This window comes from Polyangium jinanense (assembly GCF_028435265.1).
Classification (GTDB): domain Bacteria; phylum Myxococcota_A; class Polyangia; order Polyangiales; family Polyangiaceae; genus Polyangium; species Polyangium jinanense.
In genome coordinates this window covers 67115-94004 of the sequence record NZ_JAGTJK010000002.1, presented here as the reverse complement: position 1 = coordinate 94004, position 26890 = coordinate 67115, and the positions used below count along the sequence as shown (strand labels likewise).

Sequence of the window (26890 nt, the reverse complement as noted above, 5' to 3'; positions counted from 1 at the left end):
CCCGGCCACAGCCTCCGAAATCACGGCGCCCCACTACGGCAGCGCCATCACCTCCACCACCGCCGCCCCCTTCGCACCCGCCTTCTTCGGTGCCACGAGCTTTCCGCTCTCGAGATCGAAGCGACCCGCCGCCGCCTCGATCACCTTCTTCGTCTTCGCCCCGTCCACGCCTGCCCCGCTCGTCACGGACACGCGCACCACGCTCCGCTCGAACACCGCCGCGAGCAGCCCGATCGTGTCGATCAGCGCCTCCTCGTCGAGTTTTTCCTGACGGAACACGACGAGCGGCTTCGCGCCCTCTTCCAGCTTGCCCTTGCCCGCCTCGGCCTTCGCGTCACCGCCGGGCAGCGCGCCCGACCGCGCGAGCGCCGCGATCACGTTCGTCGCGATCGGCGGCGCCTCCGGCGGCGGCGTCGCGAGCACCGAAGCCCCGCGATAGAGCTGCCACGATCGCTGGAACAAAGTCGTCAACGTGAGCGCCCCGCGCCCCGACAATCCCGCCATCCGCGCGTTGTCCCCGATCGACGCCGGCGCGACGTCCCCGAGCCGTCGCAAGAGCGTGAGCGGCTCCGGCGCGCCCTTCGCCGCGGCCACGATCCGCGCCCCGCCCGGCGGATCCGTCGCGAGCTTCTTCTGGCCCTCGAGCAGGCCCTTCGCGAGCGCCACGAGCGCGCGCTCCTTGTCGGCGACGAGCCCACGCGGCGCCACGGCCACGAGCGGAACGAGCCGCGGCGCGTCCGCCGTCGTCAGCACGATCTTGCGTCCCGCGGCCCCGTCCGCGCCCATCTCCGTCCGATCGAACGCGACGAACCCAGCCTCTTTTTCGTCGTGGCTTCCCGGCGCCACGACCTTCACGTTCGCGGACGGCACGCCCGCCACGTCGAGCAAGAAGAGCCCCACGAACGTCGACGGTGCGCCCGGCGTACCCACGAGCGTCACGTCGCCCTTCACGGGCCCCGAGGGCAAACCGTCCTTCGCCGCGAACGCCTCACGCCCGCGGGAAAACCCGGCCACGAAAAACACCTCGGGCGAGAGCGCCCGCAGCCGCTCGTAGGCCGCGATGAACGTCGGCAGCGGCACCACGGCCACGTCCGCGCCGTTCTCGTCGCCGCCGCCGCGCGCGAGCGCCTCCTCGACCGCGCTCATCGCGTCCGACACGGAGATCCGCACGTCGAGCCCCGCGGCCGTGAACACGCTCTTCGGCCCCGGCGTTTGTCCCTCGTTCGCGAGCATCCCCGGCGCTGCGAGCTCCCAGCCGAGCGACACCACCTTCAGCGGCCGATCGAGCAGCGCCTGCGGCTTCGCATCGACCGGCGGCGCGCCTGCGCTCGAGCTCCCGTTCGCCACGGGCACCGGGCCTGCGCTCGCGCTCGTGCCTGGCACAGGCCCCGCGCTCGCGACGGCGCTCGTCCCGGGGCCTGCGCTCGCGCTCCCGCTCGGGACGGGCAGCGCGGCATCGGCGGCCTCGCCTTTCGGCGGCGGCGGCGCTGTGTGGGGTGCGCGGCTCCGCGTCACGAAGATCGCGCCGAACCCTCCGAGGAGGCAGATGAGCAAGACGAAGACGATTTTCTGGCGCAATGGACTCACCACTGGCTGGAGGAGGCGCTCGGATCGCCGAGCTTGCGCCGCCCGGGGTAGCTCGATTTGACGAGGCGCTTGAGCTCGTTCACCGGCACGGCGAGGTTCAGGTTCTGCGCCCCTGCGAAGGCCCCACCGAACTGGGCCGTGTTGATCCCGATCACCTCACCGCGCATGTTGAACAGCGGTCCGCCCGAGTTTCCCGGGGAAATCGGCACCGAGATCTGGATCCACTGCCGCCCCTCGTGAAGCCGACGCGCCGACACGAGCCCGTCGGTCAGCGTGTGCTCGAGCCCTAGCGGATTGCCGATCGCGATCGCCCTCTCGCCGACCACGATCTTGTCCGAGTCGCCGAGGTCGAGCACTTTCGCGCTCGGCGGCGTGCCGCCTTCGAGCGGCTTCTTGATCTCGATCGCGAGCAGCGCGAGGTCCGCCTCGCGGTTGTCCACGAGCACCTGGATGTCGGCGTAGGTCGCGCCGTTCTCGAACTTGAGCCGCGCCGACCCGGCGCCGTCGATCACGTGGTGGTTCGTCACGACGACTCCGGCCTCGTCGATCAAGAACCCGGTCCCGCCGCCCTGCGCCTCGCCCTTCTTCACGAAGATCGTCACCACCGACGGCGAGAGATCACGGAAGAGCTCGGCGGGCGTCTTGTCGGCCTTCCCCGTCGCGCCGGCGTCCACGGGCGCGCTCGCATCGACCGCCACGCCTGCGTCCGTGGCCGCGGGCGTCACCGCCGCCGCGTCCGTTGCTGCGCCTGCATCCGCTGCGGCTTCCGCGTCCGCGCCGGCATCCGTGGCCGCGTCCGCTGCGGGCGCGGGCGCAGGCACGGGCTCCGGGAACGCGGGCTTTACGCCGCCGAGCAGGTACGCGACCTGCGCGAGCGTCTTGTAGCCCGAGGCGGCGAGACGATCGCCTTCCTTCACGTAGAGCGACCCGGTGAACTTCGCGGCGCCCGTGAACGCGAGCGACACGCCGAGCAGGAAGATCGCGAGCACGTCGGAAACGACGCTCGCCCCGCCCTTGGTTTCTCCTTCGGGCAGCAGCCTGTCGGCGATCCCGAGCGGCACGATCACGGTCACGGCGAGCGCGATGAGCGCCCGGGCATAACCGTTCTCCGTCAACGCGCCGACCGCGGCCATGAGTGAGACCAGGGTGGCGACGAACCCCCAGACGATCGCGACGATCTTGAGGAGGACCAGCGCGACACGAAAGCCTGCCGAAGGCTGGCTCAGCGTGGGCCTGGGTGCTGGCTTGGGCGTAGGTTTGGGGCTGGGCATGGACGCTTTCGCGGGGAGGAGCGTCGCTCTCGGTTCGGCGTCGCGTCAAGCCAGAGCTTGCTAGGAGCGCCGATCCGGCGCTAGACGAAGGACGTGTCCGACGACGCACGTGCTCCCGAGCCCGAGACCGATCCCGTCCTCGCGAAGCTCGACACGCTCCCCGTAAAACCCGGCTGTTACCTCTTCTACGACAAGACCGGCGCCGCGATCTACGTGGGCAAGGCGAAGAGCCTGCGCTCGCGCGTCCGCAGCTACTTCCAGGAGGGTGGCAGCGACTCGCGGTACTTCATCCCGATCCTGCGCAAGATCGTGCGGGACCTGGAGACCGTCGTCACCTCCACGGAGAAGGAAGCGGCCGTCCTCGAGAACGAGCTCATCAAGAAGCACAAGCCGCGCTTCAACGTGAAGCTCCGGGACGACAAGGACTTCCTCTGCCTGCGCATCGACACGAAAAACCCCTGGCCGCGCCTCGAGACCGTGCGCCGCCCCTCGCCCGACGGCGCCCGTTACTTCGGCCCCTTCCACTCGGCGACGAGCGCGCGCCGCACGCTCCACCTCGTCAACAAGCACTGGAAGCTCCGCACCTGCACCGACCTCGACATGGCCTCGCGGCGCAGGCCCTGCTTGCAGTACCAGATCAAGCGTTGCCCCGCGCCGTGCGTCTACGAGGTCGACCGCGACGAATACGCCGAGCAGGTCCGCTCCGTCTCGCTCTTCCTCGAAGGTCGCCACGACGAGCTCACGGGCGAGCTCGAAAAACGCATGAAGGAAGCGGCGCGCGCCATGGAGTTCGAGCGCGCTGCGATCTACCGCGACCAGCTCAAGGCCGTCGAGAGCGCGCGTGAATCGCAACGCGTCGTCTCCGTGAAGGACGTCGACCAGGACGTCGTCGGCCTCTACCGCGAGGGCTCGATCGCCGAGGTCGAGCTCATCAAGGTCCGAAGCGGCCGCGTCGCCGACACGGTCTCGTTCTCCCTGCGCGGCGTCGAGCTGCCCGACGAAGAGATCCTCGGCAATTTCCTCACGCAATACTACGGCGACGAGGCCGAGGTCCCGGTCGACGTCATCCCGGACGAGATCCTCCTGCCTGTCTTGCCGGACGGCGCCGAGGGTGTCTCGGAATGGCTCGGCGATCGCCGGGGCCGCAAGGTCGCGCTCGTCGTGCCGCAGCGCGGCCCGCGGGTCGAGCTCCTCGCGATGGCGCGCGAGAATGCCGAGCACGCATTCAAGGAAAAGCAGCGCGCCTCGGACGACATCGAGGCGCGGCTCGACGACCTGCGCGAGCGCCTTCGTTTGCCCGCGCTCCCGCGGCGCATTGAGTGTTGCGACATCTCGCATCTCGGCGGCGGCGACACCGTCGGCTCGATCGTCTCGCTCAAGGACGGCCAGCCCGACCGCAAGCATTACAGAAGCTTCCGGGTGCGCACGAAGACCGAGGGCGACGATTACGCCGCGATGTACGAGGTCCTCGCCCGCCGCTTCCGGCGCGGCCGCACGGCGAAGGAGGTCAAGGAGGCGGAGCTGGCCGCGGAACTGGCTGCCGAAGCGGCGGCGGAGGCGGAGCTCGCGTCGGAGGCTTCCGCGATTGCGGAGCCGGGGACGGAGCTCGATGCGGCCGCGGAGGTGATCGACGAGGCACGGACGGAGACGCCCTCGGAGCCGCCGCCGCCGTCGTCGGGAAAGAAGGCCGAAGCCGACTGGGATTTGCCGGACCTTTTCGTGGTCGACGGCGGCCGGGGCCAGCTCAATGTCGCGCTCTCGGCGGCGCGCGATCTGGGCCTGCACGACTTGCCGATCGTGGGCCTCGCAAAGGAGCGGGAGAGCGTGATCGGCGAGAAGATGGTCGACCGCGTGTATTTGCCTGGCCAGAAAAACGGCATCTTGCTCCGGCCGGGCAGCTCGTCACTGTTCTTCCTGGCGCGTGCACGCGACGAGGCGCACCGGTTCGCGAACCATATTCGCGAAAAGCTCGGCAAAGCGCGGCGACTGCGCTCCGAGATCGAAGACATCCCGGGGCTCGGCGACGCCGTGCGCAAGGCGCTCCTGCGCGAGCTCGGCTCGATGGCGGCGCTGCGCACGGCGACGGATGCGCAGATCCTCGCCGTGACGGGCGTGACGAAGCGGCATTTGACGGCGATCCGGAAGGTGATTGCGGCGCCGGGGGCGGTGGTGGAGCCTGCGCCAGGGCCGGCTGCCGCAGAGGCTACGCCCGCAGAAGACCGCAAGGACGAAGCTTAGGCGAGCCGTTCGCACGATCGAGAACGGCTCAGAGAGCCCTACACGCGCCGCATGGCGAACGCAATCCCACTCTGGAGCGTGCTGCGCGTGACGATGTTGCCGAGATCCACGCCGAGACCGATGAGCGCCTGGGCCACCTCGGCGCGAATCCCCGTGAGCACCACCTCGGCGCCGAGCAGCCGCACCGCCTTGGCGGCGCGTAGCAGCGCCTCGGCCACCGCGGCGTCGACGGTCGCCACGCCCGTGATATCGAGGATCGCCACCTTCGCGCCCCGCGCCGCCACGCCCGAAAGCAAGCTATCGAGCACACGCTCGGCGCGCGCCTCGTCCACCGTACCGATGAGCGGCATCACGACCGCGTGATCGCTGATGGGGATGAGGGGCGTCGAAAGCTCCGCCAGCATGGCCGCCTGCGCCCGGATGATCTCTTCCGCGAGCTGCTGCCGCTCCTCCTCCGCCCGTTTTGCCGCCCGTAAATCACGCGTGACCGCCCCGATACCGATCGGCTGTCCCGTCTGCTGGTCCTTGATGAGGAACGCGTTGTATTGCGTGGGGAAGGCCTCGCCCGTCACGAGGTGCCTGAATTCGAGCTCCCCCTCCCAGCCCCCCGTCTCCAGGATCACCGGAACGATTTGCTGCACGAAATAGCGGGTGGCCTCCGGCGTGAGCACCTTCGTGACGTCGAAGCCTCGCATGTCCGCGTCGACGTCGAATCCGATCAGCCTGCGGCCGGCCGCGTTGCAGTAGATCGTGCGGCCGTCCAGCGTGCAGATGCCGATGAAATCGGCGCAGGCTTCCACGGCGGCGATCATCTGCTGGCGCTCCTCGTCGAGGCTCTCCATGCGCGCCTGCCCGTGGCGCAATGCCGCGGCCGCCTCCGATTGCTGCTCCAAAAGCCGCTGCCGCTCCTCGGCCTCCCGCTTCGACGCCCGCAGGTCGCGCGTGACCGTGGCCAGGGCGAGCGGCGCCCCCGTCTCGGGGTGGTGGACGAGATACGCGCTGTAATAGACGGCGACGGGCTCGCCCGTGGGCATGTGCCGGAACCTGAGCTCGCCCTCCCAGCGGCCTTCGGTCATGAGAATGGGGACGATCTCGTTTATCAGCCGGGGGATTTCTTCCGGCATCACGTAATCGGGCATCACGGTGCCCTGCACCGCTTCCGCGCTCTCGAGCCCCACGAGCTTGCGGCCGGCCGAATTGACGAAAATGGCCTCCCCCTCGAGCGAGGCGATACCCACGAAATCCGTGCAGCACTCGAGGGCGGCGATCATGACGCGCCGCTCCTCCCCCATGCGTTCGAGCAGCGCCTCCTTGGCGCGCAGGGCCTCGATGGTTCGCTCCTGCTGAACGACCAGCTCCTCCAGCGCGGCGATGCGCCGGGATAGCGCCTCCACGGATCCCCCCTCGGAAGAGCCATTCATGAAAACGAACGTATCCGAGCGGCACGAAGCGCTGCAACAGAGATCACGCTCTCGCCCGGGCTTCGCCGCGGCACGAATCGTCAACGCATTGACGAATACCAGGCGTCGTCACCCGCGACCCAGGTTTTGGGCGTCAACGTGCCGACGCTTTGGCGCCGAGCCCCGTCATTTGCGTGTTCAGTTGCGTTTCCAGCTCGGTCGCAAAATCCGAACAGAAGGACGCACGGATCCAGTGCGGCCTTCGATGCATCACGAGCGTGGACGCGCTGCTCGAGGCTGCGGCGGTCACCTGCGCGGCCTTCTGCGGCGTGATCACCCCGTGAACCGCGTGCCGGATCGGCATCCAGACGAAGACCTGGCAAGACCAGGCATTCGAGAAGAAAATACCCCGACCATCCACGAAGCGCAGCGTGGTGCCGGCGGCTTGCCATCCGCCGGCTTGCTCCGTCCCGCCGTCGGCCACGACGGTGATGAAGGGGAATTCTGCCTCCGAGACGCCGCCGATCCACACGATCGGACTTTCCGCTTCCGCGACCCCTTCCGTGTCCTCCGGGACATCCTCCGAAGCCGCCTGCGCAATCGCAGGAATCGCTGCACAAAAGGCCGCGACCATCCACGCAAACCAGGGATTGCCAGCTCGAACCATGTCTCCTCCTCCCCGGCAGAACCTGCCGGGCACGCGAGGGCTACATGGGTCCGCTCGGCGTCGCGTCGATGCTCGGATCGCGCTCCGGGTGAGGTTCAGCCGTCCGCCTCGAACGCGCTCTCGTCGAACAGGGACCGATGGGCGTGGTGGGCCTCCACCCGACGCGCCAGGGCGTGCCGCCCGAGGGCCTCATACCCTGCGACCATCAGTTCCAGGGCCTCGGCTTGCCAAAGCGGGGGGCGCTCGTCCTGGGGCGGCCAGGGATAGGAGGCGTGTAATTCCCGCCCGAGCGTCAGCGCATAACGAGGATCTCCGTCCGCGAGCTCTCGCTTGGCGCGCGCAATCCAGCTCGGCAGCTTTGCCTGGACCTCGTCCGCCGCATCCTGGTACTTCGTCAGCGCGCCTTCGAGCTCCATTCCTTGGGCATCTCCCTGGTCGGTCCAGATGCCAAAGAGACCCATCTTAGGGCCCACCGCGCTCCGCTCCTCGTAGGACCAGCGCATGGCGGCGCGGTCCTCCCGTCGAATTCGCGCTTCGTGCTCCGCGAACCCATCCAGCACCTCGAGCAGCCGCCGCGCCAGGAGCATCTGGTCCTTTCGGCAGTGGAATGCGCCCACCTTGTCTTCGAGGACGCCGTTCGCCCACGCGCGGATCTGGTCCAGCAGCGTCTCCCCGCGCCAAACCTGGAAGTGCAAGCTATTATCGACGAGCATCAAGCCGCTCGGCGTACAGGACGGATCGTCGTACACCAGGGCGAGCCGATGGTCGGAGCCGGCTGCCGCGACGAGCAGGCACTCGGGGGCATCGCACGGCTGGACCTGGTGCAGTCGCTCGTCGAAGCCCTCCTTGACCTTTCGATCGAGCCCGCCGTCTTCGAATAGCTCCATCACGCCCGCGGGATCGACGCTGAACAGCTCCCGGAAACCACGCGCCTCGGATTCCTGCAGGCTCGAGAAATAGGCCCACGCGAGCGCGACATGTTTGGGCAAGCGGAACCCGTACGTCTTCTCCACCCGCGCCGCGACCGCCGGGAAGCGCAAAAGGGCCGTTTCGAGCGCGGCGGCCCAGCGACGCTCGTCCTGCTCCGCGTCCGAAGGGTGCTCGGCCTCCAGATAGGCCCTGTATTGCTGCTCCTTGTTTCTGCCGCCGTTCTGGAGACCGTCCCGGATGGCCCACGCGAAGTCCTCCTCGGTGGTATTCGCTTCATTGGCCAGCGCGTAGTCGCTCCACATGTCACGGATGTCCATCGCGTCGATGACCTCCTGACCCGCGTCTTCCTCCGCTCGAAGGCGGTCGATGCACGGCTTCCAGCGCCTCGCGATGTCCGGGAACCCCTTCTGCCACCCGGCGAGGAACGAGTGAAAGCGCTGCACGGAGACGTTCTTCACGTCGTACTGCGCGGTAACGAAGAACCCCACGGCCGAATCGTCCTCGGGATCCGTGTGGGTGAAGGCCAGGGTCATGGTAAGGATTCCATCCTGGAGCTGGATACAGTCGCTCGGATCCGCGGCCTGTCCGTCCGCGGTCTCGAATCCCAGCTTGTATTCGCCGCGCTGGATCAGGAAGGGAAAGTAGTCTCCCGCAAGCGACACGGCAAACTCGAGCCCCAGCGGCTCGGTGGCGGGATCTGCGTCCTTGTAGGCGTCCTTCATGAAGATCCCACGATTCGCGTGGTGGACCTCCGCCTTGCGCGCGAGCGCGCCTCGCCCGAGGGCCTCGTACGCGGCCACCATCAACGAAAGCGCCTCGGCCTGCCAGAGGGTGGAGAAGTTCTGCCGATCCGGGACGCCGCAGGCGCAATGGAGCTCCCGGCCGAGCGCCAATGCATATCGCGGATCTCCTTCCGCGAGGAGCTGCCTGGCGCGCGCGACCGCCTGCGTGACGGCCTCCTGGGATTCGGCGGCATGGATGTCCGACGGAATCTCGAAGCCCGCGCCGTCCCCTTGGTCGGTGCAAATGCCGACCCCCGAACCATGCTCCGCCATCTGCGTGCGTTCGCTGTAAGGCCAGCGCATCCGGGCGCGGTCTTCTTCGCGGACCTGCTCCATGTATTCTTCGAACTCCTCGATCGCCTCCAGGAACAAGCGGACGCTGAAGAACGTGTTTTCGTCGATCTCCCCGTCATCATCCCTCAGAAACGCGGGGTACGTGACGAGCTGCCTTGCCCAGTCCCGGAAGAAATCGAAAAAGGTCTCTCCAATCCAGCGGGACTTGTCTTCCATGTCGTAGACGACCGCGCCGCTGGGAAGGTAGGCCGGATCGTCATAGAAGAGCGCAAATGCGCTGAAGTCCCCGCAAAACATGGTCAGGGCCTCCGGCGGGAAGGCCGGAGCGACGAAGTGCATCCGCGGATCGAAGCCCTCCTTGAGCGGCCGCCGGAAACCGGCCTCCGAATAGAGGCCGAGCACCCCCGAGGACAGCGTGTAAGGGTTGATGCTGAGGAGCCGGCGAGGCGCCTTCCACTCGGACGCGGAGAGGCTCGAGAAAAAAGCCCAGGTCAGCGCCGCATGCTTGGGCAGGAGAAGTCCGTAGGTCTGCTCGACCCGGGCCGCCACCTCCGCGTGGCGAGCCATGCATTGGTCGACGGCTTCGGCGCGCCGGCGCTGGGCGTCTTCTTTGCCCTTGGGCCGCGCCCGGAGCAGGAAGGCCTGGTAGCCCTCCTCGGTCTTCTCGAGGAACGTCCGGTCGTCCTCGTCCTCGGGATCAGGCGTCAGGAACGCCCGCTTGAAATCGTCCGCCGTCACGTTCGCCGGATCGTCGAACGCCTCCTCACGCGCCACGCCGGGGTCGTGCTCGAGGGAGGGGAACGCCCGCTGGAAGCCCTCCAGATAGGCCACCCAGCGCTCCTCGGTGAACTTCGTCAGGTCGTACGTCCTCGCAAACTCCATGACGTCGGAGATGCTGCCATCGGGCATTCTTATCACGAGCATGTAGGTCAGGGTGAGGGTATCGCCTTCGATCTCGATGTCGTCGTATGGCGACTTGTCTTGATAAAAAAGGCTCCTGAACCCGAAGGTGACCCCGTCGTGCTCGAACGGGAGGAACCGCAAGGCAATCTCTTCGATCTGGCGGGCAGTGAGCATGGTTTTCGATGGGGGGTGGGGCGAAGGGGCCGGGGTCGGACCGCGGGTTACGGCGACGCTTGGCGTAGGTAAGACAAACTGCACCCGAACGTCAAGAACAGCCTTGCGCGAAGGCTGCAGCGTGGGCTGATCAGCTCATGCGTCCTTTTTGGGTGGGAGCGTCAGCTCGTCGATCAGGCAATCGTAGATCGTGGCCTCACCTGCCCATTTCGACGGGTGTTGAACGTCCGGAACGACGACATGACCGATTTCGGGCGGCATGAGCTCGTACCCGGGATACGCGACTGCGATTTCCTGTGCGATCCCATCCGCATAGGGTTGCTCCTCGGGTGTGAGCTCGATACGCCGCTCCGCCGGTGGGAAGAGATTGCCGTGGCCGTCCGGCTCGTCGAAGAAGAGATAGCGATAGCTATGAAGGACGTAGTAGGGTACGAGAAAGCTCACCCCGAAGGCGAGCGAGTGAAAACCAACGTCCCGGGCTCACGTGGGGAGACGGATGCCCCCCACGTGAGCCCCTACCGGTCCCCCCCCCAAAAATGCGGGAACGCGTTCTCTACGTCGCATTCCGGAAACCGGTCCCGGAGGCGGCGGAGCAGGCCGCGCCAGACCTCGTATTCCGCGCCTGTGATGGCCTGTCTGCGCCGTTCGATCAGCCGTCGATGTTCCGCTGTCTGCCTATATTCGCGCTCGCTAGGCGAGATGCCGATTCCGGGATAGTACTGGCGAGCGAGCTCGATCAACTCCTGGGGCGAGTGCTTCATTGTGCGCGTACTCTAGCGCCGAGGTCATTCATCCGCGCCGGATGGAACCAGCGCTTGCCACCTCGACCCATGCCTCCCCCTCCCCGGCAAAGCCTGCCGGGCACGCAGGGCTACATGGGTTCGCTCGGCGGCGCGTCGATGACCGGACCGGCGGGGGCTTCCTTGTCGCTCCGTCCGCCGGACCGTGCGCGCGTGTTCGGGGGACGTCGCGCACCAGTCGCACCACACCTCCAAGACAGTCGCACCACACCTCCAAGACAGTCGCACCACACCTCCAAGACAGTCGCACCACACCTCCAAGACAGTCGCACCCCCCCGCGACCCACTGTCACCTGGCCGCGCATCCACTCCGAACCATCTCCCAAAACTGTCCGAATTCGCCCGGACATGTCCACGCCTCCCCCCGTGACCTCTCGCACCTCTCCCCTCGACCCCCTCACCTACCGCCGCCCCCAGTCCCGCCCCTCTTCCCCCCGAGACCCCTTTCCCTCACCCCCACGCCCACTCCTCTCCGCACCGACATCCACCAGCTCCCCAATCCAGCCTGATCCCTCCTCCCATCCACCCCGCTCAAACCTGCCCCCGACGCCCAATCCCTCCCCGCCATACCCGCCCCTCGCCTCACGAAACACCGACCCCACCCCCGCCCCAATCCCACGGGTAAGGTGCGTATCGTTCGATTGAAAGGACCTGTAAGGACACCACCGAGCCGCAGGGTGATATCGATCCTTTCGAGAGAGGTTCACCGGACCTCGAAGGAGAATGCCCCATGGCTCACGACGTGGAAGCAATCAAGGGACCTTACGGCTCGATCGGCTGGGTGCAGTGCAAATCGTGCGGATGGAGCGGCGCCGGCGGCGACCAGCCCCCGAGATGCCCGCCGGCGGCCGCCACGGACCCGGGGACGGGCACGCTAGATCCCGTCGATCCGCTCGACCCCGAGCCGGTGGTGAAAGAGCCCGCGCCTTGACGGCGCCTCAATCGACGACGCGCACCATGGCCTTCGGCGCCAGCCGATAGCCGTCCTCGAATCGCTCGATCACCTCACGCAGCCCGAAATGCCTGAGCCGGGTGAGCGCCACGTACACCCGGTTCGCGCCCACCTCGAAGCTCGGCCGCTCGCCGGGCCACCCCGCTTCGAGCAGCTCCCACATCGTGAGCGGCTCGCCCGACCCCGCCTTTTGCTTCTCCACGAGCGCCAGCAAAATGCGCCGCTGCGCCCGGCCGAGCCGGCGCCGCTCTCCATCCGATCCCGCCACCCAGGCCGCGTCCTGTCCGAGCGTGAGCATGAGCTCCGCGCCCGTCCGCGCTCCGCCCCGCCCGATCAGCGCGGCGACGTGCGCCTCGAAGGCCTCCGGCTCCGGCACGGCGCCCACGCAGGCGCGGATGCGGTCGGCCACCTCGATCGCCTCCTCCATGCTCGCCCTGAGCGCTGGCAGCTCGCCGAGCACGCGTTGCTCCACCCAGCGCAAGCAATCGACGAGCTCCGCGTCCGACGGCTGGAGCTCGCCCCGCACGATGCGACCCACGGCGTCCGAGATGTCCACGTAAGGCATCAGCGAGCGCATGAAAAGCACGAGCGCCACGTAATCGCCCATCGGCGACGCGCTCCCCTGCATTGCGAGCTCGGGCGCTTGATACGGCGTGAGGGTGCCGTCGCTCGTCCCGTCGTCCTTCTCGACCGGGAAGTTCCTGCCGAATCCTACGAGGAAGAAACGGCCCTCGGCGTTGAACAGCACATTGCCTGTAGAAATGCGGCCGAGGCAGATCGGCCCGCCCGTGCGCGGGTCACGCTGCGCGTGCGCGGCCTGCATCGCCGTGCGCAGCCCCACGATGAACCCGTCGGCCGCGCCATAGGGGATTTTTTGCGTTGAATCGGCCATCGCCCGCACCACGTCCTGACCGTCGACGACAGCGTCGCAGGCGAGCTCGAGGAATGGCGTCCCCTGCGCCTCGCCGCGAAAGGCGACCTTCGGGATCCGCGGGTGATCGAGAAGCGCGTGCGTGCGCTCCACCTCGGCGAGCGCCTCGCCGATCCGCCTCGGATTCGCGGATGCTCCAGGGAGCACCACCGTGCAGCGCCCGCCATCGTCCGCGCGCCTCGCTGCGACGACGTTGTACGCGCTGCGCGATCGAATGGGCACCGGATCGACGTAGCGCTCGAGGAACGAGGGCACGCTCGTGGATACCACATCCACGTGGCCCGAGCGACGCCGCCGCGAGCCGCGTCGCAGTTTACGCTTGTCTTCCAGGAAAGGGCCGCTTTAGAGTCATGGCCCCCCAGGAGGCGGCTTTCATGCCGATTCTCGAGCTTTCGTTCGCGTGTGGAGAGACGTCCTTGTCCGTGCGCCACTTCGCGGTGCAGGAGGCCGTCTCGAGCTTGTTCACCGTGTCCGTGATGGCTCGGTCCGAGAGCCCCGGCATCGACCTCGAAGCGATCATCGGCAAGCCCGCGAGCCTGCGCGTCGTCAGCGGCTGGCTCTACGCCCGCCTCGGCGGCGCTCGCCTCTGGTCGGGCATCGTCAACTCGATCGAGCAGGTGCACGCCGTCCAGCCCGGGGGACAGGGCAAGGAGCTCTCCACCTATTCGCTCACGATCGTCCCCACGTTGTGGCTCCTCACCCAGCGCCGCAACTACAAGATCTTCCAGCACCTCTCCATCCCCGACATCGTCGATCGTGTCCTCGACGAGTGGAGCCTCGAGCGCACCTGGGCCGTCGATCGCGGCCGTTATCCCAAGCTCGAGTACAAGGTCCAGTACGGCGAGAGCGACTTCGCGTTCGTGAGCCGCCTGCTCGAAGAAGCGGGCATCTCGTACACGTTCCCCGACGACGACGCGAAGGGCTCGAAGCTCACGCTCGGCGACAGCCTCGAAGCGAACCCGCTCCGCCCGGGCCCGGCGCTTCCGTACGTCGACAACCCGAACCGCGAGTCCGAGAAAGAGTACGTCTCCAAGGTCCGCCTCTCGCAGGCCGTGCGCCCCGGCGCGCACGTGATTCGCGACTACGATTTCCGCAACCCGAGCTACGCGCTCCTCGGCGACGCCCAGAACGCCGAAGGCAACGAGGCCAAGTACGAGCAGTACCATTACCAGCCCGGCGCCACGCTGATCGAAGGCGGCAAGGGCGGCGGCACGCCGGTCGCGGACGACAAGGGCACGGCGCGGTACGTCGAGTCGCACGGCAAGGATCGTGCGGCGCGGATGCTCGGCGGGGCGCGGAGCGACCGGCGCGCGGCCTCGTTCGAGACGAACACGATCGACCTCTGGCCGGGCCAGATCTTCCGCATCGACAAGCACCCGCACGCGCTGCTCGGCGACGAGACGCGCCTGCTCGTGACGCGCTTCTCCGTCGACGGCACGCCGGGCGAGGAGTGGCACATGTCGGGGCAAGCCGTGTTCACGGACGCGCCCTACAGGCCGCAGCAGAAGACGCCGAAGCCCAAGGTCGAGGGCGTGCAGAGCGCGCGTGTGGTCGGGCCTTCGGGCCAGGAGATCCACACCGACGAGTTCGGCCGCGTGCGCGTACAGTTCCCCTGGGATCGCGACGGCCAGAACGACGACGACAGCTCGTGCTGGATCCGCGTGAGCCAGGGCTGGGCGGGCACGGGGTACGGCATGATCGTGATCCCGCGCGTCGGGCAGGAGGTCCTCGTTGGCTTCCTCGACGGCGATCCGGATCAGCCGATCGTCGTGGGCCGCGTCTACAACGCGAAGCAGGCCGTCCCGTACAAGCTGCCCGAGAACAAGACGCGCTCGGCGTGGAAGACGAACACCTCGCAGGGCGGCGACGGCTTCAACGAGATCATGTTCGAGGATCTCAAGGATCAGGAGCTCGTCTGGGAGCACGCGCAGAAGAACCGGCGCAGGCTCGTCAAGAACGACGAGACGATCACGATCGGCCACGATCGTCAGAAGCTCGTGCAGAACGACGAGCAGGAAAAGACGCTCGGCAACCTCAAGATCTACGTCGGCAAGGACCAGGACGTCGTCGTCAAGCAGGACAAACGCGAGCGCGTCGAGGGTGACGATCACCTGGCCGTGTGGGGCAAGCAGAGCACGGCCATCGAGGGCAACCGCTCGTTCGTGGTGCAGGGCGACCGGCACGAGGTCGTTGGGAAAAACCACGCGCTCGCGGTCGTGCAGGACATCCACGTCGCGGCCGGATCGGCGATCGTCATCGAGGCGGCCAGCGATCTCACGCTGAAGGGCCCCGGCGGGTTCATCCGCATCGATTCGGGCGGCGTCACGATCCGCGGCAAGAAGGTCTGGATCAACAGCGGCGGATCGCCCGGCGAAGGCCGTGGCGCGTCGCCCGAGGCGCCGGCCGAGGCGATCGAGGCGGTCGTGGACGACGTGAGCAAGACCCTGATCGGGCAATAGGAAGGAGCCGGGCGATGCCTCCTGCCGCGCGCATCACGGATCGACACAACTGCGGGATTCATCCGCCGAACGTCATCGTGGAAGGCGAGGGCACGGTCATCGTCGGCTTTCAGCCCCAGGCGCGCGTCGGCGACGCCGAGGCCTGCGGCGCGGCCATTTCGGCCGGCGAGCCCACCGTCATCATCGGTGGAAAGGACGCCGCGCGAAAAGGCGACCCCACGAACCACGGCGGCACGATCGCGTCGGGCTGCCCAACCGTGATCATCGGCTCCAATCCGATGGCAGTCCTCCAGACGGACAAACCTTTCTGCGAGGACTGCGCCAAGAAGGCCGCCGAGCGTGCGGCGCGGCAGAAGGCCGGGAGGGACGGGTCGTGACGGAGCCTCGGCTCATCGTCGAGGTGCGTTATGGCAAGCTCGCCGGCACGAAGACCGTGATCGATTCCGGTCGCGGCTTGCGCGTGGGCCGGACCGACCTCGCCGACCTCGTCATCGCGCACGACATGCAGATGTCGGGCACGCATTTCGAGCTGCAATGGGACGGCGCGCGCTGCGCCTTGCGGGACCTCCACAGCCAGAGCGGCACACGCCTCGGCGGGCAGGCCGTCGAGCAAGGCGAGGTCCCGCACGGCGGCTGGATTCAAGCGGGCGAGACCGATTTCATGGTCTACGTCGAGGGCAAGACGAATCCGCCGGTAGACTTCCTCGAAGAGGACGAGCTCGCGCGGGAACAGGCGCGTGTCCTCGCGGCCGAACAGGCGCTCTTCTCCCTGCGCTCGCTCGCCGGGGACAAGCCTCTTTATGCCGTCCTCGACATGGCCCGGGATCGACGCATCCTCGCCCTCGTCCGCGAGCACGTCGAGCTGCACCGCTCGCTTTACGACGGTCCGCAGGGCGAGACGTTCGAGGACGTCGCGCCGTACCTCGTGGGCCCGATGCGCCGCGACTCCGCGTTGCTCGATCGCCTCGTGCGCGAGGGCTTCGGCAAGCGCTGGGGCATCTATTGCACGAGCGACGAGAAGTTCGTCGAGGTGCGCCGCCATTTCCGGCGCTTCTTGATGGTCGAGCTCGACGAAACCGGGGAGCAGGTCTATTTCCGTTTCTACGACCCCGGGGTCGCGCGGGTCTTCTGGCCGACGTGCAATGCCGCGCAACGAACCGAGCTTTACGGCACGCTCGGGGACATCTTCGTCGAGGGCAAGGACCTCTCGCTCCTCCGCCTGCCGCGCTGACGCACTGGGAGTTTTGCGATGGCCATCCTGGATTTGAAGGTCGCCGGAGAACACGAGCTCTTCGTCCGTCATTTCTCCATGGATGAGGGCGTCTCCGAGCTCTTCACGGTCACGCTCCTCGTCCGCTCGCGCGACCATAGCCTCGACTTCTCCTCCATTGTCGGAAAGCCCGCCTCCTTCCGCTTGCAAGCTGGCTACGAGCACGTCGCAGGCGGCGGCACGCGCGCGCTCGCGGGCATCGTCTCCTATGCGGAGCAGGTCGAAGCTTTGCAGGAGGTCAGCGCCGAGGATGGACTCTCGACCTACGTCCTCTGCATCGTCCCCGACCTCTGGCTTTTGACCCAGCGCCGCGGCAATCGCATCTTCCAGCACCTCTCGATCCCGGACATCGTCAAGCGTGTCCTCGGCGAATTCGGAATCAGCGGCGAGTGGCGCATCGACGGCGGCGCGTATCCCAAGCTCGAGTTCAAGGTCCAGTACGCCGAGACCGATTACGACTTCGTCTCGCGCCTCCTGGAAGAGGCCGGCGTCGCGTTCGTCTTCGAGGACGGCGGCCGGCTCGTCTTCAGCGACGCGCTCGAAGCGGGCCCGAAGCGCAAAGGCCCGCCCATTCCGTACGTCGACAACCCGAGCACCGCGGCCGAAAAAGAATACGTCAAGAACGTGGGCATCGGCCGCGTCGTGCGTCCCGGCGCCGTCGCGTATCGTGATTACGACCCGCGCCACCCCGAGCTCGAGCTCACCGCGCTCGCCGCGCCGCACACCGGCGTGGAAAAACCCCTCGAGCAGTACCATTACGATGCCGGCGCCTTCCTCGTCGAGACGGGCAAGGCCGGCTTCACGCCCGTCGCCGACGACAAGGGGTTTGCCCGGCACGATCATACGTACGGCTACGGCCTCGCCCGCCACACGCTCGAAGCCGCGCGCGCCGATCACCGCGACGTCACCGTCGAAGGCAACACGCTCGACCTCTCGCCCGGCGTCGTCTTCTCGATCGCGCGCCACCCGCACCCCGAGCTACCCGAGGGCCGCTCGCTCGTCGTCGTCGAGAGCAAGCTCTCGGGCTCCGACACGGGTGAGTTCGAGATGAGCGCGCGCGCCTTCTTCACCGATTACAAATACCGCCCGCCGAAGAAGACCCCGAAGCCGCTCCTCCACGGCGTGCAGAGCGCGACCGTCGTCGGCCCCGCGGGCCAGGAGATCCACACCGACGAATACGGCCGCGTCCGCGTCCAGTTCCCCTGGGATCGCGAGGGCAAACGCGACGACGACAGCTCTTGCTGGATCCACGTGAACCAGGGCTGGGGCGGGCTCGGGTATGGAATGCTGAACCTCCCGCGCGTCGGCCAGGAGGTGCTCGTCGTCTTCCTCGAAGGCGACCCCGATCAGCCCGAGGTGGTCGGCCGCGTCTTCAATGCCATCCAGCAGGTCCCGTACAAGCTGCCGCAGCACAAGACGCGCAGCACGTGGAAGAGCGACACCTCGCTCGGCGGCGGCGGCTTCAACGAGATCATGTTCGAGGACCTCGCCGAGAAGGAGCTCGTCTGGCAACAGGCGCAAAAAGACCGCCGGCGCAAGGTCGAAAACGACGAGTTCGCCACGATCGTTCACGACCGGACGAAGCTCGTGAAGAACGACGAGAACGAGCGTATCGAGGGCAACCAAAAGCTTTGGGTCGGTAAGAATCTCGATGCGGTCACGAAAACGAACAAGCACGAGTGGATCGAGAAAAACGCTCACCTCGTGGTGAAAGGCAGCCGACGTGAGGAAGTCACAGGCAAGCATTCACTGACGGTGAAAAAAGACCTTCAGGAGAAGGTCAATGGAAGCCTTGCGCTGCGCGCGGGGAGCGACGTGCACCACGTGGCCGGCGAAAACTGGGTCGGCGAGGGTGGCGGTGACGCGACCGTGAAGGGGCCCGGCGGCTTCCTCCGTATTGACGGGGGCGGCATTACCATTTCGGGCACGATGGTGTGGATCAACGAGCGCGGATCCCCCGGCAAGGGCCGCGGCGCGAAGGCCGAGGCGCCCGCGTTCGGCGAGCAGACGGGCCCCAAGCTCGACGAGGGCCTCGGCGAAGGGTCCGGCCAGCTCGGCGACGAAGAAGAGGCGAGCTGCCAGCATTGACGCAGAGCGACACGCTTTTGCGCCCATTTTGATCTTGAGCCCGACCGCGAAGCCGGTTTAGGGTGCCGGTGCCAAAATTCGGACAGTACGCGCATTGGTCCTGGCGGTCACGTCACGTCGAGGAGGCGGCTTCCATGCCGATCTTGGAGCTATCGTTCGCTAGTGGTGAGACGTCGTTGTCGGTGCGCCACTTCTCGGTGCAAGAGAGCGTCTCGAGCTTGTTCAGCGTGAACGTGATGGCGCGTTCGGAGAGCCCTTCGATCGATCTCGAAGCGATCGTCGGGCAGCCAGCGAGCCTCCGCGTCGTGAGCGGCTGGCAGTACGCGCGCCTCGGCGGCGCGCGGCTCTGGACGGGCGTGGTGAGCTCGATCGAGCAGGTGCACGCGGTGCAGCCGGGCGGCCAAGGCAAGGAGCTGTCGACGTATTCGCTCCGCATCGTGCCGACCTTGTGGCTGCTCACGCAGCGGCGCGGGTATCGCATCTACCAGCACCTCTCGATCCCCGACATCGTCGATCGTCTGCTCGGCGAGTGGAACGTCGAGTCGAAGTGGGAGATCGATCGGGGCCGCTACCCGAAGCTTGAGTACAAGGTGCAGTACGGCGAGACCGATTTCGCCTTCGTGAGCCGCCTGCTCGAAGAGGCGGGCATCTCGTACACGTTCCCGGACGACGACGCGAAGGGCTCGAAGCTCACGCTGAGTGATCGCCTCGAAGCGAACCCCGCGCGGCCCGGCGGCGCCCTGCCCTACGTGGACAACCCGAACCGCGAGTCCGAGAAGGAGTACCTCTCGAAGGTCCGCCTCACGCACCTCGTCCGGCCGGGCGCGCACACGATTCGCGACTACGATTTCCGCAATCCGATGTTCGCGCTCTTCGGCGAGTCGCCGAAGGCCGAGGGCCCCGAGGCCAAGTACGAGCAGTATCATTATCAGCCGGGCGCCACGCTCGTCGAGAACGGCAAGGGCGGCGGCGGCACGCCGACCGCGGACGACAAGGGCACGGCGCGGTACGATCAAGGGTTCGGCAAGGACCGCGCGGACCGCATGCTCGGTGGCACGCGCGCGGACAAGCGCACGATCGCCTTCGAGACGAACACGATCGATCTCTGGCCGGGGCAAATCTTCTCCGTCGACAAACACCCGCACGCCGAGCTCGGCGACGACAAACGCCTGCTCGTGACGGAGTTCACGGTCGAGGGCACGCCAGGCGAGGAGTGGAGCATGTCGGGGCAAGCCGTGTTCACGGACGCGCCCTACAGGCCGCAGCAGAAGACGTCGAAGCCGAAGGTCGAGGGCGTGCAGAGCGCGGTCGTGGTGGGTCCATCCGGCCAGGAGATCCACACCGACGAGTTCGGCCGTGTGCGCGTGCAGTTCCCCTGGGATCGCGAGGGGAAAAACGACGACAATAGCTCCTGCTGGATCCGCGTGAGCCAGGGCTGGGCGGGCACGGGGTACGGCATGATCGTGATCCCGCGCATCGGGCACGAGGTGATGGTCGGCTTCCTCGACGGCGATCCGGATCAGCCGATCATCGTGGGCCGCGTCTACAACGCGAAGCAGGCCGTACCGTACAAGCTGCCGGACAACAAGACGCGCTCGACGTGGAAGAGCGATACGTCGCTCGGCGGCAACGGCTTCAACGAGATCATGTTCGAGGATCTCAAGGGCCAGGAGCTCGTCTGGGAGCAGGCGCAAAAGAACCGGCGCAGGCTCGTCAAGAACGACGAGACGATCACGATCGGCCACGATCGGCAGAAGCTCGTCTCGAACGACGAGCAGGACAAGACGATCGGCTTCGTAAAGGTGTTCGTCGGCAAGGACCAGGACATCGTCATCAAGCAGGACAAACGCGAGCGCGTCGAGGGCAACAGCCACCTGCACGTGCAGGGCAAGCGCAACCAGCGCATCGAGGGCAATCAGTCGCTCGAAGTGAAGGGCGATCGGCACGAGCTCATCGGCGAGAACCACGCGCTCGCGGTGTCGAAGGAGCTCCACATCAAGGCGGGCACGGCGCTCGTGATCGAGGCCGAGGATCTCACGCTGAAGGGCCCGGGCGGGTTCATCCGCATCGACGGCAGCGGCGTCACGATCCGCGGCACGAAGGTCTACATCAACAGCGGCGGCGCGGCGGGCCAGGGCTCGGGCGCGTCGCCGGAGAAGCCGGACGAGGCGATCGAGGCGGTCGTCGACGACGTGAGCAAGACGCTCATCGCGCAATAAAAGGAGCCACGAAGATGCCTCCTGCCGCACGAATCACGGATCGCCACAACTGCGGGATTCATCCGCCGAATGTCATCGTGGAGGGCGAGGGCACGGTCATCGTCGGTTTTCAGCCCCAGGCGCGCGTCGGCGACGCCGAGGCTTGCGGCGCGGCCATTTCAGCCGGCGAGCCCACCGTCATCATCGGCGGAAAGGACGCCGCGCGAAAAGGCGACCCCACGAACCACGGCGGAACGATCGCGTCGGGGTGCCCAACCGTCATCATCGGCTCCAATCCGATGGCCGTCCTCCAGACGGACAAACCTTTCTGCGAGGACTGCGCCAGGAAGGCGGCCGAGCGCGCCGCGCGCCAGAAGGCCGGGAGGGACGGGTCGTGACCGAGCCTCGGCTCATCGTCGAGGTGCGTTATGGCAAGCTCGCCGGCACGAAAAAGGCCGTCGAGGCGGGTCACGCGCTGAAGGTCGGCCGCACCGAGCTCGCGGACCTCGTCATCGCGCACGACGGGCAGATGTCGGGCACGCATTTCGAGCTGCACTGGGACGGCGCGTCGTGCCTCTTGCGTGACCTCGGCAGCCAGGGCGGGACGCGCCTCGGCGGCCAGGCCACCACGCAGGGCGAAGTCCCGCACGGCGGCTGGATTCAGGCCGGCGAGACCGATTTCCTGGTGTACGTCGAGGGCAAGACGAAGCCGCCGCGGCGAAAGCTCGAACGTTCACCCGAGGACGAAGAAGCGCGCATCGAGGCGGCGGCGCGTGCGTGCGAGCGTTTGCGCGCGGAGGCGGCGAAGGTGCCGCTTTATGCCGTCGTCGACAGCGCGCGTGATCGCCGGATCCTCGAAGTGCTGCGGGAAGGCGTCGAGCCGCATCAATCGCTCTACGACGGCCTGCAGGGCGAGACGCTCGAAGACGTCGCGCCGTACCTCGTGGGCCCGTTCCGCAAGGACTCGGCGCTGCTCGACCGTCTCCTCGCCGAGGGTTTCGGCAACCGCTGGGGCATCTTCTGCACGAGCTACGACAAGTTCGTGGAGGTGCGGCGGCATTGGCGGCGCTTCTTGATGGTGACCCTCGAATCGACGAACGAGAAGGTCTACTTCCGTTTCTACGATCCGGGCGTGTTCCGCGTCTTCTGGCCGACCTGCAGCCCCGCGCAACGCCAGGAGTTCTCGGCCGGCATGGAGGAAATCTTCGTCGAGGAAGAGGACCTCTCGATCTCGGCGCTCGTAAGGCCTCACTGATTCGGAGTCAATGCCGTGGCAAACCTCGAGCTCTCCCTCGCCTCCGGTCAACGCGACCTCTACGTGCGGCGTTTTTCCGTCCGGGAAGCCGTCTCGAACCTCTTTTCGATTCACCTCCTCGTCCGCTCGCCGGACCATAGCCTCGACCTCGGGGCCGTGGTCGGGTATCCCGCGGGCTTCCGCCTGCACGCCGGGTATGCCCACGTGCAGAGCGGCGCCCAGCGCACGTGGACGGGCATCGTGTCCCGCGCCGAGCAGGCGCACGCGCTGCAAGAGGTCTCCGCCGAGGACGGGCTCTCGACGTACCACATCCACATCGTGCCGGAGCTCTGGCTGCTCACGCATCGCCAGAACAATCGCATCTACCAGCAGGTCTCGATTCCGGACATCCTCGATCGCCTCCTCGGCGAGTGGAACATCCGGCCGACCTGGCGCATCGAGCGCGACAAGTATCCGAAGCTCGATTACAAGGTCCAGTACCGGGAGACCGATTACGCCTTCATGTGCCGCCTCCTCGAAGAGGCGGGCATCGCGTATACCCTGAGCGAGCACCCCGAACGCGGCACGACGCTCGTTTTCGGCGATCGCATCCAGACGAATGCGCCCCGCTCCGGCCCGCCCATTCCGTACGTCGACAACCCGAACGAGGCGGCCGAGAAAGAGTTCATCAGCCGCGTGCGCTTCGGCCGCGAGGTTCGCCCCGGCGCGGCGACGTTTCGCGATTACGACCCGCGCAAGCCCGATCTCGCCCTCTTCGGCAAGGCCGAGCCGACGGCCGGCATCGAGGGCAAGATGGAGCAGTACCATTACGATGCGGGCTCGTTCCTCGTCGAGACGGGCAAGGCCGAAGGCACGCCGAACGCCGACGATCGCGGCTTCGCGCGGCACGATGGCAAATACGGCACCGAGCTCTCGACGCGTGTCCTCGAAGCTGAGCGCACGGGCGAGCGGATGGTCTCCTTCGCGGCCAACACGTTCGACCTCGCGCCGGGCGTCATCTTCTCGATGGCGCGCCACCCGCATGCAGCACTCCCCGAGAGCCGCCAGTTCCTCGTCGTCGGCGCCTCGCTCGAAGGCACGGACACGGGCGATTTCAGCTTCTACGGCCACGCGTTCTTCGCCGAGGCGCCTTATCGTCCGGCAAGGCAGACGCCGAAGCCGCGCATCAACGGCTTGCAAAGCGCGACGGTCGTCGGGCCCTCGGGCCAGGAGATCCACGTCGACGAGTTCGGCCGCGTGCGCGTACAATTCCACTGGGATCGCGAGGGCCAGAAGAACGAGCAGAGCTCGTGCTGGATCCGCGTGAGCCAGGGCTGGGGCGGCATGGGCTATGGCATGGTCACCGTGCCCCGCATCGGCCACGAGGTGCTCATTGCGTACCTCGAGGGCGACCCGGACCACCCGATCATCGTGGGCCGCGTCTACAACGCCGCCCAGCAGGTCCCGTACAAGCTGCCGCAAGACAAGACGCGCAGCACGTGGAAGAGCGATTCCTCGCTCGGCTCGGACGGGTTCAACGAGATCATGTTCGAGGATCTCGCGCAGAAAGAGCTCGTCTGGCAGCAGGCGCAGAAGGACCGCAACCGGAACGTCAACAACGACGAGTTCGCCACGATCGTCCACGACCGGCAGAAGCTCGTGAAGAACGACGAATCCGAGCAGACGATGGGCAACCGCAAGTTCTGGGTCGGCAAGGATTACGACGAGGTCACGAAGCAAAACAAGAACGAGACGTACAACAAAGACGTCCACCTCGTGGTGAAGGGCAGCCGGCGCGAGCGGATCGACGGCAAGCAATCCCTCACGGTGAAGAAGAGCCGCCACGAGAAGGTCGAGGGTCGCAGCGCGCTCCGGGCGGGCCAAGAGATTCACCACGTGGCCGGCGAGGAGTGGGTTGGCGAGGCGGGCGGCGCGGCCACGATCAAGGGCCCGGGCGGCTTCATCAAGCTCGACGGCGCGGGCGTCACGATCTGGGGCACGATGGTGTGGATCAACGAGCGCGGCGAGCCTGGCGACGGCAGCGGCAGCAAGCCCGAGGAGCCCTTCGATCCGCCCCCGCCCGAGGAGCAGGCCACGTCCGACGAGAGCCCGAATGATCACGCCCCGGTCGATGATCCCGCCGACGAGGACGGGACCTCGATCCCGTCATGACGTCCGTTTCAAAGAGGTTCGTCCTGGCAAGCTGGACCATCTTCCTGGAAGCCAACGAATAGCCACGATTTTTTGGGTTCCGGCATGAACGTTTCGTCCAAGCAGCAGCAGCAGGTCGCGGGTGCAAACGGCGTCCAGAAGTGCGCCGTCGTCGTGGTGATCGATCCGGGGCACGGCGATACACACGACGAGAGCAGCGTCGTCGACCCGGGGGCCGTCGGCGGTGGCCTCCAGGAGAGTGACTACGTCCTCGAGGTCTCGAAGCTCCTCAAGGGCAAGCTCGCCGCGCGGACCGACGTCATCGAGGCGGTGCACCTGACCCGTGAGGGCATCGCCAATGACCCCTCGCAGGAGAAGCTTCTGTGGCGCCAGAAGGTCGCTGTCGCCAAGAAGGCCGATATCTTCGTCAGCCTCCACCTGAACTCCAACGCGAATACAGCGGCCCTGGGCAAAGAGGTCTACTACAATCAGAAAGCGTCCAACAAGGCGGAGAGCGCGAAGCTCGCGGCCTCGCTGTACGCGGCATACAAACTGCCGCTCGACCCCCGGGGCGTCAAAACGATGGGCCTCAGCGTGCTTGCCACGTACAAGTGGAAGTCGAAAAAGCTCGGCATCTGGCGCGATTCCACGATCTTCCAATCGGTGAAGGCTGCCGCGCTCTTCGAGCTGGGCTTCATCTCGAATACGGGAGACCGCACGGCCGTCCTCAACAACAAGGACCCGATCGCCGAGTATCTCTGCGAAGGGATCTGCTCGTACGCGAGCGCCAATCGCGCCGCGCTCTGCGGCCCCTGACCAGAGCTCAGCAATTCACGCTTCCCGATTGCTCGACGACATCGGAGGCTCGATCCCATCATGACGACCGTATCCCCGGACCAAGAAAAGGCGCTCGCAACGGAGCAGAGCGACGGCAGCGCCGTCCAGAAATGCGCCGTCATCGTGGTCATCGACCCCGGGCACGGAGACCGGCTCAAGAAGGGAAACCCGATCGACCCCGGCTGCGTCCATGGCGACATCTACGAGAAGGACCTCGCGCTCGCCATTGGAAAGCTCCTGAAGCCGAAGCTCGAGGCGAAGACCAGTTGCGTCGAGTCCGTCCACCTGACGCGCGACGGCGATATCAGCGAGCTCCGGAGGAGGCTCCACTGGCGGACCAACATCGCCAAGGACAAGAAGGCGAACATCTTCATCAGCCTCCACCTCGACGCGGCCGGCGCGTCGGCGTCAGGCCAGTCGGTCTGCCATCACCCGAGTTTCAAGAACTCGGTCAAGCTCGCGACTGCGATCTCCGCGCGCGCCAAGGTGGTCAAGCCCAAAACGAAGGGCGCCATCAGTCCCAGGAGCGACCTCCACGTGCTCAACAAGAACCATTTCGGCAAGGAGACGAAAGCCTCCGTGCTGATCGAGCTCGGGTTCATCTCGAACGACGCCGACCGCACGGCCTGCCAGACGAAGCAGAGCGAGATCGCGGCCGAGATCGCCGACGGCGTCGAGGATTTCATCCTCGCGAACAAGGCCATCTTCAGCGAGGACTCCAGCCTGCCGAAGAACGTGCCCATCCCGCAGCCCCGCCCGGCCAATCGATGAATTCGTTCACGAGCTGAGCCACGCCCCTGCGATCCCGTCGCCCAGATCGGGCGAGAGGATCAGACGGCCCGGCACCACGAGCTTCCACGGCGCGAGGCTCTCCCGCGTCAAACCCGGGCCGGGAATGGGGAGGATGTGCAGCTCGGCGCCATCGGCATTTCGGCGCAGGTCCACCTGCATGGCGCCGCCGCGGGCGGCCCGCATGGCCCCGAGCAGGTGACGAAACACCGTTCGTGACAGGGTATTCGGATCCGCCTCGATCACGAGGGGCTCGATGTCGTGCAGGACGACCTCGACATTGCGCATGGACGCCTCGGTCTGGAGCAATTCCAGGAGATCATGCACCAGCGCGTCGAGAGGAACCGGACGCGATGCGGCGGGCTCGTCCCGCGCGAGCTCTCTCCACAAGGCCGCGTGAAGCCGGAACCGCTCGAGGATCGTGGTCACGAGCGCGAGGAGGTCGCGCGCGTGTGTCAACCGGTCGAAGGAGAGCTGTTCCGCGGCAAACGCGAGCCGAAGGCGCACGCCCGCCTGCGCCTGGAGGATGTCGCCGAGGAGCCGCTCGAGCGCCTCTTCGAGCTGCCCACCCACCACGAGCGCCTGCTTCAGCTCCTCCTCCAGCCGCGCGGCCAAAAGCTCCATTTCGATGCCATGCGCGGCGCAGAGCATGATCTCGCGCAGCCGATGCCCGGCCTCGTGCTTGCGCACGGAGATGCTGAGCACGCCGGCCATCGCCCCGGCGCCGTCGCGCACCGGGATCGCCTGGCAGTTGAAGACCTGAAACCCTTCGATGAAATGCTCCGGCCCGACGATCTCCACGTATGCGTTTTCCACGATTGCCGTGCCCACCCCGTTCGTCCCGGAAGACGCCCTCGTCGAGCAACGAGCCGGGGCCGGGCATCGGCCCGGGGCCATGGATCGTCCGCGCGTCGCCGAGCACGTCGAGGACCACC

The 26890-nt window shown here is 66.9% G+C and carries 20 protein-coding genes; 12 read left to right on the top strand and 8 right to left on the bottom strand.

Annotation, left to right across the window (positions count from 1 at the left end):
• Positions 1-33: 33 nt before the first annotated feature.
• On the bottom strand, positions 34-1578 hold the full coding sequence (locus KEG38_RS04675; protein ID WP_272417804.1) for a substrate-binding domain-containing protein: 1545 nt from the start codon (positions 1576-1578) through the stop codon (positions 34-36).
• A gap of 5 nt (positions 1579-1583) precedes the next feature.
• The gene (locus KEG38_RS04670; RefSeq protein ID WP_272417802.1) at positions 1584-2858 is read right to left on the bottom strand and encodes a S1C family serine protease; all 1275 of its coding nucleotides are present in this window, start codon (positions 2856-2858) and stop codon (positions 1584-1586) included.
• A 93-nt stretch (positions 2859-2951) separates the two neighbouring features.
• Between KEG38_RS04670 and uvrC the strand changes: the two genes are divergently transcribed.
• Positions 2952-5096: an excinuclease ABC subunit UvrC gene (gene uvrC / locus KEG38_RS04665; RefSeq protein ID WP_272417801.1), complete on the top strand. Its 2145-nt coding sequence runs from the start codon at positions 2952-2954 to the stop codon at positions 5094-5096.
• A 38-nt stretch (positions 5097-5134) separates the two neighbouring features.
• On the opposite strand, the gene KEG38_RS04660 is transcribed toward uvrC, so the two are convergent.
• The 4 genes from KEG38_RS04660 to KEG38_RS04645 form a co-directional block, all read right to left on the bottom strand.
• Positions 5135-6517 (bottom strand): STAS domain-containing protein, encoded by a 1383-nt coding sequence (locus KEG38_RS04660; RefSeq protein WP_272417800.1) that lies wholly within the window; start codon positions 6515-6517, stop codon positions 5135-5137.
• A 133-nt stretch (positions 6518-6650) separates the two neighbouring features.
• Positions 6651-7163 (bottom strand): hypothetical protein, encoded by a 513-nt coding sequence (locus KEG38_RS04655; protein WP_272417799.1) that lies wholly within the window; start codon positions 7161-7163, stop codon positions 6651-6653.
• A 95-nt stretch (positions 7164-7258) separates the two neighbouring features.
• Positions 7259-10246: a hypothetical protein gene (locus KEG38_RS04650; protein WP_272417797.1), complete on the bottom strand. Its 2988-nt coding sequence runs from the start codon at positions 10244-10246 to the stop codon at positions 7259-7261.
• 135 nt (positions 10247-10381) lie between these two features.
• Positions 10382-10690 (bottom strand): hypothetical protein, encoded by a 309-nt coding sequence (locus KEG38_RS04645; protein ID WP_272417796.1) that lies wholly within the window; start codon positions 10688-10690, stop codon positions 10382-10384.
• Between the two features lie 1086 nt (positions 10691-11776).
• Here KEG38_RS04645 and KEG38_RS04640 point away from each other — a divergent pair.
• Positions 11777-11977, top strand: a complete 201-nt coding sequence (locus tag KEG38_RS04640) for a hypothetical protein (protein WP_272417794.1) — start codon at positions 11777-11779, stop codon at positions 11975-11977.
• Positions 11978-11984: 7 nt separating this feature from the next.
• Here the strand turns inward: KEG38_RS04640 and KEG38_RS04635 are convergent, their stop codons facing one another.
• The gene (locus KEG38_RS04635) at positions 11985-13205 is read right to left on the bottom strand and encodes a hypothetical protein (RefSeq protein ID WP_272417793.1); all 1221 of its coding nucleotides are present in this window, start codon (positions 13203-13205) and stop codon (positions 11985-11987) included.
• Between the two features lie 98 nt (positions 13206-13303).
• On the opposite strand from KEG38_RS04635, the gene KEG38_RS04630 reads away from it, so the two are divergent.
• The 10 genes from KEG38_RS04630 (at position 13304) to KEG38_RS04585 (ending at position 25937) form a co-directional block, all read left to right on the top strand.
• Positions 13304-15388 carry a type VI secretion system Vgr family protein gene (locus tag KEG38_RS04630; protein WP_272417792.1) on the top strand — a complete coding sequence of 695 codons (2085 nt, stop codon included), beginning with the start codon at positions 13304-13306 and terminating at the stop codon, positions 15386-15388.
• Positions 15389-15402: 14 nt separating this feature from the next.
• A complete protein-coding gene (locus KEG38_RS04625; protein WP_272417791.1) occupies positions 15403-15765 on the top strand; it encodes a PAAR domain-containing protein in 363 nt (120 codons plus the stop codon).
• Positions 15762-16619, top strand: coding sequence for a DUF4123 domain-containing protein (locus tag KEG38_RS04620; protein WP_272417790.1), 858 nt, complete (start codon positions 15762-15764; stop codon positions 16617-16619). The genes KEG38_RS04625 and KEG38_RS04620 overlap by 4 nt, the downstream gene beginning before the upstream one ends.
• A gap of 18 nt (positions 16620-16637) precedes the next feature.
• Complete coding sequence (locus tag KEG38_RS04615; protein WP_272417789.1) at positions 16638-18746, top strand: type VI secretion system Vgr family protein; 2109 nt, start codon at positions 16638-16640, stop codon at positions 18744-18746.
• Between the two features lie 134 nt (positions 18747-18880).
• Positions 18881-20965 carry a type VI secretion system Vgr family protein gene (locus KEG38_RS04610; RefSeq protein WP_272417788.1) on the top strand — a complete coding sequence of 695 codons (2085 nt, stop codon included), beginning with the start codon at positions 18881-18883 and terminating at the stop codon, positions 20963-20965.
• A 14-nt stretch (positions 20966-20979) separates the two neighbouring features.
• Positions 20980-21342 (top strand): PAAR domain-containing protein, encoded by a 363-nt coding sequence (locus tag KEG38_RS04605; RefSeq protein WP_272417787.1) that lies wholly within the window; start codon positions 20980-20982, stop codon positions 21340-21342.
• Entirely contained in the window at positions 21339-22199 is an 861-nt protein-coding gene (locus KEG38_RS04600) for a DUF4123 domain-containing protein (protein ID WP_272417785.1), read from the top strand. Before KEG38_RS04605 ends, KEG38_RS04600 begins: the two co-directional genes overlap by 4 nt.
• A 15-nt stretch (positions 22200-22214) precedes the next feature.
• Positions 22215-24350: a type VI secretion system Vgr family protein gene (locus KEG38_RS04595; protein ID WP_272417784.1), complete on the top strand. Its 2136-nt coding sequence runs from the start codon at positions 22215-22217 to the stop codon at positions 24348-24350.
• A gap of 84 nt (positions 24351-24434) precedes the next feature.
• On the top strand, positions 24435-25145 hold the full coding sequence (locus KEG38_RS04590) for an N-acetylmuramoyl-L-alanine amidase family protein (protein ID WP_272417783.1): 711 nt from the start codon (positions 24435-24437) through the stop codon (positions 25143-25145).
• A 60-nt stretch (positions 25146-25205) separates the two neighbouring features.
• Positions 25206-25937, top strand: a complete 732-nt coding sequence (locus KEG38_RS04585; protein WP_272417782.1) for an N-acetylmuramoyl-L-alanine amidase family protein — start codon at positions 25206-25208, stop codon at positions 25935-25937.
• Between the two features lie 6 nt (positions 25938-25943).
• On the opposite strand, the gene KEG38_RS04580 is transcribed toward KEG38_RS04585, so the two are convergent.
• A complete protein-coding gene (locus KEG38_RS04580) occupies positions 25944-26786 on the bottom strand; it encodes a sigma-54-dependent transcriptional regulator family protein (protein ID WP_272417781.1) in 843 nt (280 codons plus the stop codon).
• Between the last annotated feature and the right edge of the window lie 104 nt (positions 26787-26890).